Origin of the sequence: Streptomyces sp. NPDC012935 (assembly GCF_042900345.1) — a bacterium.
GTDB lineage: Bacteria > Actinomycetota > Actinomycetes > Streptomycetales > Streptomycetaceae > Streptomyces.
In genome coordinates, this window is record NZ_JBIBBC010000021.1 from 21,797 (window position 1) to 36,771 (window position 14,975).

The following is a 14,975-nucleotide window of genomic DNA, read 5'->3' on the forward strand; positions in this document are numbered from 1 at the left end:
CCGCCGTCCCGCAGCGTCGCCCTCAACTCCGTACGTCCCGCCAGGCATCCGGAATCCCCTCAGCCACGTCATGCGCCCCGACCGGCGCCCCGTCCGCCGCGAATCTCGCCGACAGGCCGTGCAGATACGCCGCCGCGCTCGCAGCATCCAACGCCGGGAGCCCTGTCGCCAGCAGTGATCCCGCCAATCCGGACAGGACATCCCCGCTGCCGGCCGTGGCCAGCCACGACGTGCCCGTCGGATTCACCCGGACCGGGCCGGTACCCCCGGCGTCCGCCACCAGCGTCGTCGACCCCTTCAGCAGCACCGTCGCCGCATACCGCCCCGCCAACTCCCGTACCGAAGCCAGCCGAGCCCCCTCGACCTCCTCCCGGGAGACACCCAGCAACGCGGCCGCCTCCCCGGCGTGCGGGGTCATCAGGGTCGGTGCCGTACGCCCGCGTACCGCCTCCGCGTCCGCCAGCCGCAGGCCGTCCGCGTCGAGCAGCACCGGCACGTCCGTCGCCAGGACCTCCGCGACCGTCGCCGCGTCGTCCCCGGCGCCGGGGCCGACGACCCAGGACTGCACGCGCCCGGCCTTCTTCGGCCCCCGGTCCGACACCAGCGTCTCGGGGAACCGGGCGATCACCGCGTCCCCGGCCGGACCGACGTACCGTACGGCCCCCGCCCCGCCCCGCAGCGCCCCCGCCACCGCCAGGACGGCCGCGCCCGGATAGCGCGCCGAGCCGGCGGCGATGCCCACGACACCGCGCCGGTACTTGTCCGTCTCCGCCGCGGGCGACGGCAACAGCAGCTCCACGTCCGCGTGTTGCAGCGCCTCCAGCTCCACCGCGTCGTTCGGCAGCGCCAGGCCGATGTCGACCAGGCGGACCACACCGGCGTAGTCCCGCGCCGGATCGATCAGCAGGCCCGGCTTGTGCGTGCCGAAGGTGACGGTGAGGTCGGCCCGCACTGCCGCGCCGCGTACCTCGCCCGTGTCCACGTCCACGCCGCTCGGCAGGTCCACGGCGACCACCGCGGCCCGGGACCGCTGGGCGGCGGCGGCCAGCGGGGCCGCCTGTGGACGCAGCCCGCCCTTGCCTCCGATCCCGACGATTCCGTCCACGACGAGATCCGCGCGCTCGATCAACTCCTCTGCGCCCTCGACACCCCTCGCCCGGCCGCCGGCCCGCCGCAGCGCCGCGAGGCCCCCGGCGTGCGCCCGCTCGGGATTCAGCAGCACCGCCGCAACTCCCGCTCCGCGTTTGGCCAGTCGGGCGCCGGCATACAGGGTGTCGCCGCCGTTGTCGCCGCTGCCGACCAGCAGCACGACACGGCTGCCGTACACCCGGCCCAGCAGATCCGCGCAGGCCACGGCGAGTCCGGCCGCCGCCCGCTGCATCAGCGCACCGTCCGGAAGCCGCGCCATCAGCTCCCGTTCGGCCGCCCTTACCGTCTCCACGCTGTACGCAGTCCGCATACGACCGAGTCTTCCGTACGCGGCGCGGCTCGTCGCATCCATGGACGCATTGGCGTGCCTTCGGCCGGCCGGGGCGCAAGAACCGGCGGCTCAGCCCTCCGCCACCACCACCGCCGACGCCACCCCGGCGTCATGGCTCAGCGACACGTGCCAGGACCGTACGCCGAGTTCGGCCGCCCGTGCCGCGACCGTCCCCGTCACCTGCAGCCGTGGCCGGCCGCTGTCCTCGACGTAGACCTCGGCATCCGTCCAGAGCAGGCCCGCCGGTGCTCCCAGCGCCTTGGCGAGGGCCTCCTTCGCGGCGAAACGGGCCGCGAGCGAGGCGATGCCCCGGCGTTCGCCGCTCGGCAGCAGCAACTCGCTCTCCAGGAACAGCCGTTCGGCCAGCCCGGGTGTGCGTTCCAGTGCCGCGCCGAACCTGTCGATCTCGGCCACGTCGATGCCGACCCCGATGATGCTCATGCCGAGCACCCTACGGTCGGTCGCCCGTTCTCCTCCGGCCTCGCGCGCCTCGTTAGGGTGACCCCGCCGCGCGGCGCCTCCCGCCGGGCAGGCCCCCACGCTTCTCTGAGCGCATGATCAGCGGACGTATCGCAAGCCGGAGCATCGCCGTGTTGCTCGCCGGCGCCACCCTGCTGCCCGTCGGCAGCGCCTCGGCCGACCCCGTGCCCCCGGCTACCGGGCCGGAGGCCGAACTCGTGCCCGGTGTACCCGCCCTGCTCAACCTCCGGCCGACCGACACGCCCGACCAGGCGCTGCCCCCGGAGGTGTACACGCCCAGCCCCGAGGAGGACGCCGTCGAGCCGAAGGACGCGCCGGACGAGACGAACGACCTCGTGGAGTACATCCCACCGATGGACGCCCTCGAGAGCGTGAAGTGCAGCCAGGAGACGGGACCGCACCAGCGGCAGGTCGAGCGGTGGCTGAAGCGGCCCGTGGACGGGGAGCAGTCGCCCGCCGACTGCCGGGCCATCCGCGCCTTCCAGACCAAGCACAAGATCAAGCCCGCCATCGGCTTCGCCGGACCCGTGACTTGGGCCACCATGCAGCTGGTCTCCGCCCGCAAGAATCCCAATGCCGCCAAGAAGTGCCCGGTACGGACGTACCGGATCGCCTGTGTGGACCTCGACCGGCAGCTGGCGTGGGTGCAGAAGGGCAGGAAGGTGGTGTTCGGGCCCGTGCCCGTCAGGAGCGGGCGCAAGGGGTACGAGACGCGGGTCGGGTCGCATCGCGTCTACTGGCGGCACAAGAACCACGTGTCGAGCCTCTACAACAGCCCCATGCCCTATTCCCAGTTCTTCAGTGGCGGCCAGGCCTTCCACGGCGTCTACGGCAACATCTTCACCGAGGTCGGCTCCATGGGCTGCGTCAATCTGCGCCTGGACGAGGCCAGGAAGCTGTGGGGCGTGCTGAAGAACAACGATCAGGTGTACGTGTGGGGGCACCGGCCGGAGGCGTGACCCGCGGGCGCGGAACCGGTGACCAGGGGCGCGGGTCCCGGGCTCGGCGGCGTTGTCGTACCCCTCTGAGACACTGGGGGCGCCATGACAGAAACAGCAGCCCTGCGGACCGCCCCCCTGCGCGCCCGCGCCGAGATCGATCTGGCCGCCCTGCGGGCCAATGTGCAGACCCTGCGCGCCCACGCGCCGGGCGCTGCCCTGATGGCCGTCGTGAAGTCTGACGCCTACGGCCACGGTGCCGTGCGGTGCGCCCGCGAGGCCGTGGCGGCGGGCGCCGGCTGGCTGGGTACGGCCACGCCCGAGGAGGCCCTCGTGCTGCGGGCCGCCGGGGTGGACGGCGTACGGATCATGTGCTGGCTGTGGACACCGGGCGGTCCCTGGCGCGAGGCCATCGAGGCCGATGTCGACGTCTCCGTCAGCGGGATGTGGGCCCTGCGCGAGGTCACCGAGGCCGCCCGGCAGGCCGGCGCCCCCGCGCGCGTGCAGCTCAAGGCCGACACGGGGCTCGGACGGGGCGGCTGCCAGCCCGGGGGAGACTGGACCGAGCTGGTGCGCGAGGCCCTGCGCGCCGAGGCCGACGGGCTGATCCGGATCACCGGGCTCTGGTCGCACTTCGCCTGCGCCGACGAGCCCGGGCATCCGTCCATCGCCGCCCAGCTCTCCCTCTTCCGCGAGATGGTCGTGTACGCCGAGGCGCAGGGCGCGCGGCCCGAGGTGCGGCACATCGCCAACTCGCCCGCCACGCTCACCCTCCCCGACAGCCACTTCGACCTGGTGCGCACCGGGATCGCCACCTACGGCATCTCGCCCAGCCCCGAGCTGGGCAGCCCCGCCGACTTCGGGCTGCGGCCCGTGATGACGCTTTCGGCGTCCCTCGCACTGGTGAAACACGTCCCGGGCGGTCACGGCGTGAGCTACGGCCATCACTACGTCACCCCGGGCGAGACCACCCTCGGCCTCATCCCCCTCGGCTACGCCGACGGCATTCCGCGGCACGCCTCCGGCGCCGGGCCCGTCCTGGTCGGCGGGAAGTGGCGGACGGTCGCGGGTCGGATCGCGATGGACCAGTTCGTCGTCGACCTGGGCGGGGACGAGCCGGTGGCCGGCGCGGAAGCCCTGCTGTTCGGGCCCGGTGACCGCGGTGAGCCCACCGCCGAGGACTGGGCGCAGGCCGCGGGGACCATCGCGTACGAAATCGTCACGCGGATCGGAACGCGCGTTCCACGCGTCTATAGGAATGCGTCCATGTGATGCGTCTTCGTGATGCGGCTATGTGACGCGGGCAATGTGATGCGTCCATCCGAATGCGGTTATGTGAATGAGGAACGAGGCGGGTAACCCGTAGCGGGGCATCCGCACCACTCGGCACCCACGTCACACCGAGACACCGGGCACGACCCAGCGAAGAGGAGCGGTACGTGAGCGAGAGCAGCGCGGAGGTCGTCGCGGCCGTCGCCTCCGCCACGGGGGCGGCCGCGAACTGGCGCAGGGCGACCGGGTTCGCCGGCGCCGCGATAGGTGTGATCGCGGCCGGCGCGGCCGCCGGTGTCGCCATAGAGCGCATGACCGTGGGCCGCGGCATGCGGCAGAAGGCCCGGCTCGCCCTCGACTCGGCGGGACCGTACGGCTCGCTGCGCGGCATGCCCGGCAAGGCGTACGCCGACGACGGCACCGAGCTGTACTACGAGGTCGACGACGTCGATCCGGAGGCCGCACCCGCCCTCACCCCGCGCCGGCGACGGCTCTTCGGGCGCAAGGCACCCGCCCCCGTCACCGTCGTCTTCAGCCACGGCTACTGCCTCAGCCAGGACTCCTGGCACTTCCAGCGGGCCGCGCTCAGGGGCGTCGTGCGCACCGTGCACTGGGACCAGCGCAGCCACGGCCGGTCCGCGCGCGGCGTCGCCCAGACTCAGGAGGGCAAGCACGTCGACATCGAGCAGCTGGGGCGCGACCTGAAGGCCGTCATCGACGCGGCCGCGCCCGAGGGGCCGCTCGTGCTGGTCGGACACTCCATGGGCGGGATGACGGTCATGGCGCTGGCCGACCAGTTCCCGGAGCTGATCCGGGACCGGGTCGTGGCCACCGCCTTCGTCGGTACCTCGTCCGGGCGGCTCGGAGAGGTCAACTTCGGGCTGCCCGTCGCGGGAGTGAACGCGGTCCGCCGGATCCTGCCGGGCGTGCTCAAGGCGCTGGGGCAGCGGGCCGAGCTGGTGGAGAAGGGGCGCCGGGCCACCGCCGACCTGTTCGCCGGGATCATCAAGCGGTACTCGTTCTCGTCCCGGGACGTCGACCCGGCCGTGGCCCGGTTCGCCGAGCGGATGATCGAGGGGACACCGATCGACGTGGTCGCGGAGTTCTACCCGGCCTTCGCCGACCACGACAAGACCGAGGCGCTGGGACTCTTCACTCAGATGCCGGTGCTCGTCCTGGCCGGGGTGGGCGACCTCGTCACGCCCAGCGAGCACAGCGAGGCGATCGCCGACCTGCTGCCGGACGCCGAGCTGGTCCTGGTGCCGGACGCCGGGCACCTGGTGATGCTGGAGCACCCGGAAGTGGTCACCGACCGTATGGCCGACCTGCTCACCCGCGCGGGTGCCGTGCCCGCAGGGGCTACCGTAAGTGGCTATGGAAGCACCAGCAGCACCGCACAACGCGGGTGACCTCGACCTGACCGTCACTTCTCCCGAGCAGATGCGGGAGCTGGGCCGGCGACTCGCCAAACTGCTGCGCGCCGGTGATCTCGTGATGCTCAGCGGGGAGCTCGGCGCCGGCAAGACCACGCTGACCCGCGGGCTCGGCGAGGGGCTGGGGGTCAGGGGCGCGGTCACGTCGCCGACCTTCGTGATCGCCCGTGTGCACCCCTCCCTCGGCGAGGGCCCGCCGCTCGTCCACGTCGACGCCTACCGGTTGTCGGGCGGCCTGGACGACATGGAGGACCTCGACCTCGACGTCTCGCTGCCCGAGTCGGTGATCGTCGTGGAGTGGGGCGAGGGCAAGGTCGAGGAGCTGACCGAGGAACGGCTGCAGCTCGTGATCCACCGGGCCGTCGGCGACACGACGGACGAGGTACGGCACGTCACGGTGACGGGTCTCGGCGAGCGCTGGGCCACGGTGGATCTGAGCGTGCTCTCGGCCTGAACGGGACGGGGCCGGTCGAGCCTGATGAACATTCCGACAAGACGTCGGCAAGATATTGCGTTTGCGGTCTTGTGCGTGGTCACATGGTATCCAGTCCGTGGTTAGGTCTGCCTAACTACGTCCGCCCCCGGCCCCCAGGAGGCGTCCATGTCGGCATCCGAGAGCAAGGCGCAGAGCGAGGCGCGGCCGCGGCCGTACGCGCCGGTCGCCGGGGTGTCCATGCGCGATCTGCTGGCGGCCGGTGCCGCTGCGAACGTGATCTCCACCCCGCCGCGTCTCTCCGACCCGGAGACCTCCCGCGTGCCCGCCGATCACAGGCATCGCAACGCCGCTTAGCGGATCACGGCGACGTTCAGGGTTAGCGGATCACGGCGACGTTCAGGGTTAGCGGATCACGACAACCGTTCGGCCGATCGTCGCGAAGTCCCACATCGCGTTGCCGTCGGCCCGCGACTCGCGGATGCCGCCCGTCTTCACGGTCGGGGCGGGCTGGGGCGGCGGGCCCTCGACGGCCGTGCTGAAGCCGATGGTGACGTTGTCCACGCTGGTGAAGCGGACGACGTGCTCCACGGCGAGGCCGTCGGTGCCGGTGACCGCGTTGGAGCGGGAGCTGACGGTGTAGACGCCCGGAGCAGGGTCGACCGATCCGGGGGCCACGCGGAACGTGCGCTTGACCTTCTCGCCCGCGTCGACCAGCCACACCCGGTCGTCGTCCACCGAATACACGACCCGTTTTCCCGCACCGGACCCGGCGGGCAGCGCGCGAGGGTCCTTCCCGTCGCGGGGCACCTTGGAGGTGCTCACCCTGGGAACGCTGTCGGCGACCGGCCTGCCCAGCTCAGCCGGGACGTTCGAGTAGGCCTGGAAGGCGAGGAAGCCAACCGTCGCGAGGGCAGCCGCGGCCAGCCCCGCCACGATCCCGGAGCTGCTGCCTGCCACTGGCCACCTCAGCGTTCGCGTCGTACCTGGTGATCGATTCCGACCGTAGCAGTCGTCAAGCGGCCGACCGGGACGGCGCTTCCCGGGGCGCGGGCGCCGTAGGCTGTTTGCGTGCTCTTGCTCGCTCTGGATACCGCCACCCCCGCCGTCACCGTCGCGCTGCACGACGGTACGGACGTCATCGCCTCGTCGAGCCAGGTGGACGCGCGCCGGCACGGCGAGCTGCTGCTGCCGGCCGTCGACCGGGTCCTCGCCGAGGCCGGTGTGAAACTCGACGCCGTCACCGGCGTCGTCGTAGGCATCGGACCCGGCCCGTACACCGGGCTGCGCGTCGGCCTGATGACCGCCGACACCTTCGGGCTCGTCCTCGGCGTCCCCGTGCACGGCGTGTGCACGCTGGACGGCCTCGCGTACGCCGCCGACATCGAGAAGGGCCCCTTCGTCGTCGCGACGGACGCCCGGCGCAAGGAGGTCTACTGGGCGCGGTACGCCGACTCCCGCACGCGGCTGACCGACCCGGCCGTGGACCGGCCCGCCGACATCGCCGACCAGGTCGCCGGGCTGCCTGCCGTGGGTGCGGGCGCGCTGCTGTACCCGGACACCTTCCCCAGCGCCCACGAGCCCGAGCACGTGTCGGCGGCGGCCCTCGCGGCGCTGGCCGCCGAGAGGCTGGCGGCCGGCGAGGAACTTCCCGCGCCCCGGCCGCTGTACCTGCGCCGGCCCGACGCCCAGGTCCCCAAGAACTACAAGGTGGTCACCCCCAAGTGACCGAACCCGTGACGCCGATTCCCGCCGCTGCCGCCGGTTCCGCGCTGCGCGAGATGCGCTGGTGGGACATCGACGCCGTACTCGGCCTGGAGAAGGAACTCTTCCCTGAGGACGCCTGGTCCCGGGGCATGTTCTGGTCCGAGCTGGCCCACTCGCGCGGGCCCGGGGCGACACGGCGTTACATCGTCGCCGAGAACGGCGAGCGGCTCGTCGGATACGCCGGCCTCGCCTCCGCCGGAGAACTGGCCGACGTCCAGACCATCGCAGTCGCCCGCGATCACTGGGGGACGGGGCTCGGCGGCCGTCTCCTCACCGAACTGCTGCGGGCCGCGACCGACTTCGACTGCGCCGAAGTGATGCTGGAGTGCCGCGTGGACAACGTCCGCGCGCAGAAGCTCTACGAGCGCTACGGCTTCGAGGCCATCGGCTTCAGGCGCGGCTACTACCAGCCGGGGAACGTGGACGCCCTGGTGATGAGACTGACCACAGCGCCCGACAGCGGCTCCGCCGCGGGTGCAGACTCCGTACAAGGAACCGAGATCAATGGCTGACTTGCGGGACGAACCCCTGGTTCTCGGCATCGAGACCTCCTGCGACGAGACCGGCGTCGGCATCGTCCGCGGCACCACCCTGCTCGCCGACGCCGTCGCCTCCAGCGTCGACGAGCACGCCCGCTTCGGCGGCGTCGTGCCGGAGGTCGCCTCCCGGGCGCACCTGGAGGCGATGGTCCCGACCATCGACCGCGCGCTGAAGGAGGCGGGCGTGAGCGCCCGCGACCTGGACGGCATCGCGGTGACGGCTGGTCCGGGCCTGGCGGGCGCGCTGCTGGTCGGCGTATCGGCGGCGAAGGCGTACGCCTACGCGCTGGGCAAGCCCCTCTACGGCGTCAACCACCTCGCCTCGCACATCTGCGTGGACCAGCTGGAGCACGGGGCGCTCCCGGAGCCGACGATGGCCCTGCTGGTGAGCGGCGGCCATTCGTCTCTGCTGCTGTCGTCGGACATCACCTCCGACGTCCGCCCGATGGGCGCCACGATCGACGACGCGGCGGGCGAGGCCTTCGACAAGATCGCCCGGGTGCTGAACCTGGGCTTCCCGGGCGGCCCGGTCATCGACCGGTACGCGCGCGAGGGCGACCCGGAGGCGATCGCGTTCCCGCGCGGCCTGACCGGGCCGCGCGATCCGGCGTACGACTTCTCCTTCTCCGGCCTCAAGACGGCGGTGGCCCGCTGGATCGAGGCCAAGCGGGCGGCGGGCGAGGAGGTTCCGGTGCGCGATGTCGCGGCGTCCTTCCAGGAGGCGGTCGTCGACGTGCTGACCCGCAAGGCCGTCCGCGCCTGCAAGGACGAGGGCGTCGACCACCTGATGATCGGCGGCGGCGTCGCGGCGAATTCCCGCCTGCGGGCCCTCGCCCAGGAACGCTGCGAGCGGGCCGGCCTCCGGCTGCGCGTACCCCGGCCGAAGCTGTGCACGGACAACGGGGCGATGGTGGCGGCCCTCGGCGCGGAGATGGTGGCCCGGAACCGGCCGGCGTCCAGCTGGGACCTGTCGGCGGACTCCTCGCTGCCGGTGACGGACCCTCATGTGCCGGGCACGCCGCCTGCGCACGACCATGACCACGACCATGTGCACGAGGTCAGCAAGGAGAACCTCTACTCGTGACGGTCGCGCTGATGTGGGAGGCGCGGGCGGTCCCCGGCCGGGGCGAGGCCCTGCTCGACTGGGCCCGGGCGCAGGAGTTGGCCGCACGGCCGCTGCGCCGGGAGGTCTTTCGGGCGCCGGAGGACCGGGTGCTCGTCGTCACGTGGTGGGATGCGGCGTACGACGCGCAGCTGCCTGAACTTCCCGAGCCGGATGGAGAGTTGGTGACTCGGACGGTGCATCGATGGCGGTTCGAGTCGGTGGACACCTGGCCGGACTCGGTGTGAGTCCGGCTCCGGCGCGGCGCCCGCGTCACCGCGGCCCCGACACGTGCGCCTCGCACCGAAGCCGCCGGCCCGCCCCCACCTCCCGTACCGGGCCGGTGAGGTGCAGCCGTGCCGTATGCCGTACGTCCGAGCTCGATGCCGCCAACCGCAGCTCCAGCACTCCCGGTTCGACGATCCGGCGCCCCGCACGGTCCGTGAAGGACGACAGGTCCGCGTGGAAGCGGAAGGTCACCCGGCTCGCTCCGCCCGCCTCCAGTTCGACCCGCTGGTAGCCGATCAGCCGCACGTCCGGCCGTGTCACCGAGGCCACCGGATCGTGCAGGTACAGCTGAACCACCTCCGCGCCCGTCCGGTCGCCGGTGTTGCGGACCGTCAGCGACACCTCGCACGAGCCGTCCGTGCCGACCTCCGTCAGGTCGTCCCCGCATGTGAAGTCCCCCCATGCGAACGTCGTGTACGACCCTCCGTGCCCGAACGGGTACAGCGGCGTCGGATCGAGACTGCTCACCTCGCCTGCCAGCCCCAACGGCGGCTGGAGGTACGTCCACGGCTGCCCGCCCGGCACTCGCGGCACGCTCACCGGCAGCCGTCCCGAGGGGTTGACCCGGCCCGACAGCACACCCGCCACCGCCGGCCCGCCCTCCTCCCCGGGGAAGAACGCCTGGACGACCGCCGCGAGCCGTCCCTGCCAGCGGCCCAGGGCGTACGGCCGACCGGTCAGCAGCACCAGCACCACCGGGACGCCCGTCGCCACCAGCGCGTCCAGGAGCTCGCCCTGCACCCCCGGCAGCCGCAGATCCGTCACATCGCAGCCCTCGCCGGAGGTGCCCCGCCCGAACAGGCCGGCCCGGTCGCCCAGTACCGCCAGGCACACGTCCGCCTCCGACGCCCGCGCCACCGCCTCCTCGAAGCCAGCCGTGTCCGGGGCGGAGACCGCGCAGCCCTCGGCGAACGTCACCTTGGCGTCCGGCAGTTCGGCGCGCAGTGCCTCAAGGACCGTCGGGATGTCGATCCCCATCGGCACCTCGGGGTGGTGCGTGAGGACATGGGACGGGAAGGAGTAGCAGCCCAGCATCGCCAGCGCGTCCGCCGCGCGCGGGCCCACGACCGCGATACGGGCGTCGGGGGAGAGGGGCAGGGCGCCGTCCGGGTTGTCCAGGAGTACCACCGACTCCTCGGCCACGCGCCGCGCAAGGGCTCGGTTCGCCGCAGAGTCCAGGTCCAGGTCCGCTGTCTTCGGCTCCGGCGTCCAGTCCTCGTCCAGGAGACCCAACTCGCATTTCTGGAGCAGGACTCGGCGGGCCGCCCGGTCCACCAGCCCCTCCGGGATCTCACCCGACCGGACGGCCTCCAGCAGGGGTTTCCCGTAGCACTTCAGGGTGGGGAGTTCCACGTCGATGCCCGCCGCCAGCGCGGCGTGCGCCGCTTCCCCCGCCGTGCCCGCCACTCGGTGCAACGTCTCCAGGAAGCCGATGCCGAAGTAGTCGGCGACCACCGTGCCCGTGAAACCCCACTTCTCGCGCAGGAGTTCGGTCAGCAATGCCGGGTCCGCCGACGCCGGCACCCCGTCCGTCTCGTTGTACGCCGCCATCACCGACCGCGCTCCGCCCTCGCGCAGCGCCATCTCGAAGGGAGGCAGTGTCACGTCCGCGAACTCGCGGATGCCCGCCCGTACAGGTGCGAGGTTGCGGGCGCCCGCAGATGACGCGTATCCGGCGAAGTGCTTGAGTGTGGCGATCACGCCGGCCGACTCCAGGCCCCGGACGTAGGCCGTGCCGATCGTGCCGGTCAGATACGGGTCCTCGCCGATGGTCTCCTCGACGCGGCCCCAGCGCGGATCGCGTACGACGTCCAGGACCGGGGCGAGACCCTGGTGGACGCCGGCCGAGCGCAGGTCCTGGCCGATGCGGGCGGCCATCTCCTCGATGAGCGGGGGGTCGAAGGTGGCTCCCCAGGCGAGCGGTACCGGGTAGGCCGTGGCCTGCCAGGCCGTGAAGCCCGCCAGGCACTCCTCGTGGGCCACCGCCGGGATGCCGAAGCGGCCCGCCCCGGCGATACGGCGCTGGGCGCGCGCCAGTGCCTGCGCGGCCGGCGCCGGGTCGACGGGGGCGGTGCCGAAGGAGCGGGTGAGCTGGCCCAGGCCGTGGGTGATCAGCTCGGCCCAGTCGTAGTCGGCGGTCATGTCGTGCTGGTGCGGGGCGACTCCCTCGGTCCGTGCCGCACCGTCCGTGGCGGCGCCCACCCACACGCCGTACAGCTGGGCTGTCTTCTCCTCGAGGGTCATCCGGGAGAGGAGGTCGTCGACGCGGGCGGCGGCGGGCAGGGCGGGGTCGCGCCAGGGGGCGGTGGTCATGAGACTCCTGTCCGGGCGGTGGTCATGAAACTCCTGGCCGGGCGGCGGCTGGGAGGCCCTCTCATGAGCCTCGCGCGAATGTTTCGTTATTCACCTCGAATGTTCCGGGAACCTAGGCGCGGTGAGAAGGGTTCGTCAAGGGGTCGCGCGGGGATACGATCGCCGCCATGACACCCTCGGAGCCCGCCGAAACCCGGACCACAACGCGTGAAACCCGGACGACACCACCGTCGACCGGCCGGTCCCCCCAGACCGCGACACTCGCCGAGATCGCCCGCGAGGCCGGCGTCTCCGCGCCGACAGTTTCGAAGGTCCTCAACGGACGCGCCGACGTAGCCCCGGCCACCCGCACCCGCGTCGAGGAACTGCTGCGCGCCCACGGCTACCGCCGACGGCGGGCCGAGGCGAGCCGGTCACCCCTGATCGACCTGGTCTTCCACGAGTTGGAGAGTGCGTGGGCGATGGAGGTCATCCGGGGCGTGGAGAACGTCGCCCGCGATGCGGGGCTGAGTGTGGTGCTGAGCGAGAGCGCCGGGCGGCTGACCCCGGGCAGGACGTGGGCCGACCAGGTCGCCGCCCGGCGCCCGCACGGCGTGATCCTCGTGCTGTCCGGGCTCGACGAGTCCCAGCGCGCCCTGCTGACCAGCCGTTCGATCCCGTTCGTGGTGATGGACCCGGCGGGCGACCCGGGGGCCGACGTGCCGTCCATCGGGGCGACCAACTGGCAGGGCGGGCTTGCCGCCACCCGGCATCTGGTCGAGCTCGGGCACCGCAGGATCGGCGCGATCACCGGGCCGTCCCGGATGATGTGCAGCCGCGCCCGCGTCGACGGCTACCGCGCCGCCCTGGAGACGGCCGGGCTCCCGGTCGAGCCGGACCTGATCCGGGCCGGCGACTTCCACCACGAGACCGGCTACCGGCAGGGGCTGGAGCTGCTGCGTCGCCCGGACCGGCCGACCGCGGTCTTCGCCGGCAACGACCTCCAGGCGCTCGGTCTGTACGAGGCCGCCCGCGAGCTGGGGCTGCGCATTCCGGAGGACCTGAGTGTGGTCGGCTTCGACGATCTGCCGATCGCCCGCTGGGTGGGGCCGCCGCTGACGACCGTACGGCAGCCGCTCACGGAGATGGCGGAGGCGGCGGCGAAGCTGGTCCTCGACCTCGCGCGGGAGGAGGGGGCGCCGGTGGCGACGCGGGTTGAGCTGGCGACGAGCCTGGTGGTGCGGAGCAGTACGGGGGAGCCCCCGACGGCTTAGCACCAGGCCGCATCGAAGGCAGTCGGTTGGCCGATCGAAACTTTCGGGTGTGTCCGCGGGGATCTCCTGGAAGTCTGAGAATTTCCGAAGAAAAGGCGGTCTGACACTCCTGCCCGTAATAATTCGGACGTACGTTCCTGCCTGTGACGGGACTTGGGGCGAACGGGCGTGCAGCGGACGGGGACTTCGGCGGCCGGGTAGGCCGGCGGTCGACGGCGCTGAAGGCGGCCGGACTTGTCTTCGCGGGCACCCTGGTGCTGGGCGCGGCTGCCATGAGTTGGGCCTACTGGCACCTGAACCACAACATCAAGAGCGTCGACATCGACAGCGCCCTCGGCGACGACCGCCCCCTGAGCGGCCGGACTGCGCCGGTCCCGTCGGCTTCCGCCTCCGCTCTGCCCACCGGCTCCCTGAACATCCTCGTCCTGGGCTCGGACTCGCGCAGCGGTGAGGAGAACCAGAAGCTGGGTGGCGGCAGCAGCACCGGCGCCCGCGCCGACACGGCGATGGTGGTGCACATCGACGCCGGCCGCACCGGGGCGACCGTCGTCAGCATCCCGCGCGACACCCTGGTCACCCGCCCGTCCTGCCCGCTGCCGTCGGGCGGTTCGACGGAGGTGGCGTACGGCACGATGTTCAACAGCGCGTACGCGGTCGGCGGCCCCGTCTGTGCGGTCAAGACGGTCGAGTCGCTCACGAACGTCCGGATGGACCACTACATCGAGATCGACTTCTCGGGCTTCGCGAGGCTGGTGGACGCGCTGGGCGGCGTCACCGTCACGACGGACGAGGACATCGACGACGAGGACAGCCACCTGACGCTCAAGGCGGGCACGCATCACCTGGACGGCACCCGGGCGCTGGCCCTCGCCCGCACTCGGCACGGCATAGGCGACGGCAGCGACCTCGGCCGTATAGGCCTGCAGCAGAAGCTGGTGACGGCCCTGCTGGACCAGATCTCCGCCACCGACCTCCTCACCGACCCGGCCCGGCTCTACCGGGTCGCCGACGCGGTGACGGGCAGCCTGACGACCGACACGGGCCTGGACTCACTGGGTGAGCTGACGGGCCTGGGGCAGAGCCTGCAGGGGCTGAAGCCGGACACGGTGCGGACGGTGACGATGCCGGTGGTGCCGGCGCCGACGGACGGTAACCGGGTGGTGGCTCAGGAGCCGGCGGCGGGGGAGTTGTGGGAGTCGTTGCGGTGACAGTAAAAGATCTTCGAAAAGAATCCGGGGAGCGTGTCGATCCGGCAGTCTCCCGTTCGACGCAGGGGTGAGAGGCCGGGAAGGACCCGGTCACCGCCCCTGAGGAGTCACCATGCCGCGCTACCTCTCGCTCGTCCGGATCGACGAGTCCACCGCCCCCGCCGAAGGCCCGAGCCCCGAGATGATGCAGCGCATGGGGGAACTGCTGGAGGAGATCACCAAGGCCGGCGTCATGCTCGACACCGCCGGTCTCACCCCGTCGGCGCAGGGCACCCGCGTGCACTGGGACGGTGCGAACGTCTCCGTCACCGACGGGCCCTTCACCGAGTCCAAGGAGGTCATCGGCGGCTACGCGATCACGCAGTGCAAGGACAAGGCCGAGGCGCTGGAGTGGGCTTCGCGGTTCGTGAAGGTCCACGGAGAGGGCTGGCAGGTCACCTGCGAGGTGCGGGAGATCGCCGAGGGCTGA

At 72.3% G+C, this 14,975-nt stretch carries 16 protein-coding genes; 12 read left to right on the forward strand and 4 right to left on the reverse strand.

Features of this window, described 5'->3' with window-relative positions; all coding sequences use genetic code 11:
* Positions 1-22: 22 nt before the first annotated feature.
* Together ACFY5C_RS35330 and ACFY5C_RS35335 are read right to left on the reverse strand one after the other, a co-directional pair.
* A complete protein-coding gene (locus tag ACFY5C_RS35330) occupies positions 23-1,459 on the reverse strand; it encodes an NAD(P)H-hydrate dehydratase (protein ID WP_389452498.1) in 1,437 nt (478 codons plus the stop codon).
* 90 nt (positions 1,460-1,549) lie between these two features.
* Entirely contained in the window at positions 1,550-1,921 is a 372-nt protein-coding gene (locus tag ACFY5C_RS35335) for a holo-ACP synthase (RefSeq protein ID WP_389452501.1), read from the reverse strand.
* A 113-nt stretch (positions 1,922-2,034) separates the two neighbouring features.
* Here ACFY5C_RS35335 and ACFY5C_RS35340 point away from each other — a divergent pair, with 113 nt between their 5' ends.
* The 5 genes from ACFY5C_RS35340 (at position 2,035) to ACFY5C_RS35360 (ending at position 6,393) form a co-directional block, all read left to right on the forward strand.
* Positions 2,035-2,919: a L,D-transpeptidase family protein gene (locus ACFY5C_RS35340; RefSeq protein WP_389452503.1), complete on the forward strand. Its 885-nt coding sequence runs from the start codon at positions 2,035-2,037 to the stop codon at positions 2,917-2,919.
* Positions 2,920-3,003: 84 nt separating this feature from the next.
* Positions 3,004-4,170 (forward strand): alanine racemase, encoded by a 1,167-nt coding sequence (gene alr, locus ACFY5C_RS35345; protein ID WP_389452506.1) that lies wholly within the window; start codon positions 3,004-3,006, stop codon positions 4,168-4,170.
* Positions 4,171-4,337: 167 nt separating this feature from the next.
* Complete coding sequence (locus ACFY5C_RS35350) at positions 4,338-5,579, forward strand: alpha/beta fold hydrolase (RefSeq protein ID WP_389452509.1); 1,242 nt, start codon at positions 4,338-4,340, stop codon at positions 5,577-5,579.
* Entirely contained in the window at positions 5,545-6,057 is a 513-nt protein-coding gene (gene tsaE / locus ACFY5C_RS35355; RefSeq protein WP_389452512.1) for a tRNA (adenosine(37)-N6)-threonylcarbamoyltransferase complex ATPase subunit type 1 TsaE, read from the forward strand. Before ACFY5C_RS35350 ends, tsaE begins: the two co-directional genes overlap by 35 nt.
* 147 nt (positions 6,058-6,204) lie before the next feature.
* The gene (locus ACFY5C_RS35360; RefSeq protein WP_389452515.1) at positions 6,205-6,393 is read left to right on the forward strand and encodes a hypothetical protein; all 189 of its coding nucleotides are present in this window, start codon (positions 6,205-6,207) and stop codon (positions 6,391-6,393) included.
* A 48-nt stretch (positions 6,394-6,441) separates the two neighbouring features.
* On the opposite strand, the gene ACFY5C_RS35365 is transcribed toward ACFY5C_RS35360, so the two are convergent.
* Positions 6,442-6,996 (reverse strand): hypothetical protein, encoded by a 555-nt coding sequence (locus ACFY5C_RS35365; protein WP_389452517.1) that lies wholly within the window; start codon positions 6,994-6,996, stop codon positions 6,442-6,444.
* 111 nt (positions 6,997-7,107) lie between these two features.
* Here ACFY5C_RS35365 and tsaB point away from each other — a divergent pair, with 111 nt between their 5' ends.
* The 4 genes from tsaB to ACFY5C_RS35385 are packed head-to-tail and all read left to right on the forward strand — an operon-like array spanning position 7,108 to position 9,692.
* Positions 7,108-7,764, forward strand: a complete 657-nt coding sequence (tsaB, locus tag ACFY5C_RS35370; protein ID WP_328424541.1) for a tRNA (adenosine(37)-N6)-threonylcarbamoyltransferase complex dimerization subunit type 1 TsaB — start codon at positions 7,108-7,110, stop codon at positions 7,762-7,764.
* Positions 7,761-8,315, forward strand: coding sequence for a ribosomal protein S18-alanine N-acetyltransferase (rimI, locus tag ACFY5C_RS35375; protein WP_389452520.1), 555 nt, complete (start codon positions 7,761-7,763; stop codon positions 8,313-8,315). The genes tsaB and rimI overlap by 4 nt, the downstream gene beginning before the upstream one ends.
* The gene (tsaD, locus tag ACFY5C_RS35380) at positions 8,308-9,426 is read left to right on the forward strand and encodes a tRNA (adenosine(37)-N6)-threonylcarbamoyltransferase complex transferase subunit TsaD (protein WP_389452523.1); all 1,119 of its coding nucleotides are present in this window, start codon (positions 8,308-8,310) and stop codon (positions 9,424-9,426) included. The genes rimI and tsaD overlap by 8 nt, the downstream gene beginning before the upstream one ends.
* Positions 9,423-9,692, forward strand: coding sequence for a hypothetical protein (locus ACFY5C_RS35385; protein WP_389452525.1), 270 nt, complete (start codon positions 9,423-9,425; stop codon positions 9,690-9,692). Before tsaD ends, ACFY5C_RS35385 begins: the two co-directional genes overlap by 4 nt.
* A 25-nt stretch (positions 9,693-9,717) precedes the next feature.
* Here ACFY5C_RS35385 and ACFY5C_RS35390 read toward each other — a convergent pair whose 3' ends face one another.
* Positions 9,718-12,045 (reverse strand): glycoside hydrolase family 3 N-terminal domain-containing protein, encoded by a 2,328-nt coding sequence (locus tag ACFY5C_RS35390; RefSeq protein ID WP_389452527.1) that lies wholly within the window; start codon positions 12,043-12,045, stop codon positions 9,718-9,720.
* Positions 12,046-12,212: 167 nt separating this feature from the next.
* On the opposite strand from ACFY5C_RS35390, the gene ACFY5C_RS35395 reads away from it, so the two are divergent.
* The 3 genes from ACFY5C_RS35395 to ACFY5C_RS35405 all read left to right on the forward strand — a co-directional run bounded on the left by ACFY5C_RS35395 (position 12,213) and on the right by ACFY5C_RS35405 (position 14,975).
* Positions 12,213-13,298, forward strand: a complete 1,086-nt coding sequence (locus ACFY5C_RS35395; protein WP_389452529.1) for a LacI family DNA-binding transcriptional regulator — start codon at positions 12,213-12,215, stop codon at positions 13,296-13,298.
* 143 nt (positions 13,299-13,441) lie between these two features.
* The gene (locus ACFY5C_RS35400) at positions 13,442-14,506 is read left to right on the forward strand and encodes an LCP family protein (protein ID WP_389452531.1); all 1,065 of its coding nucleotides are present in this window, start codon (positions 13,442-13,444) and stop codon (positions 14,504-14,506) included.
* A 112-nt stretch (positions 14,507-14,618) separates the two neighbouring features.
* Positions 14,619-14,975 carry a YciI family protein gene (locus ACFY5C_RS35405; protein ID WP_362384894.1) on the forward strand — a complete coding sequence of 119 codons (357 nt, stop codon included), beginning with the start codon at positions 14,619-14,621 and terminating at the stop codon, positions 14,973-14,975.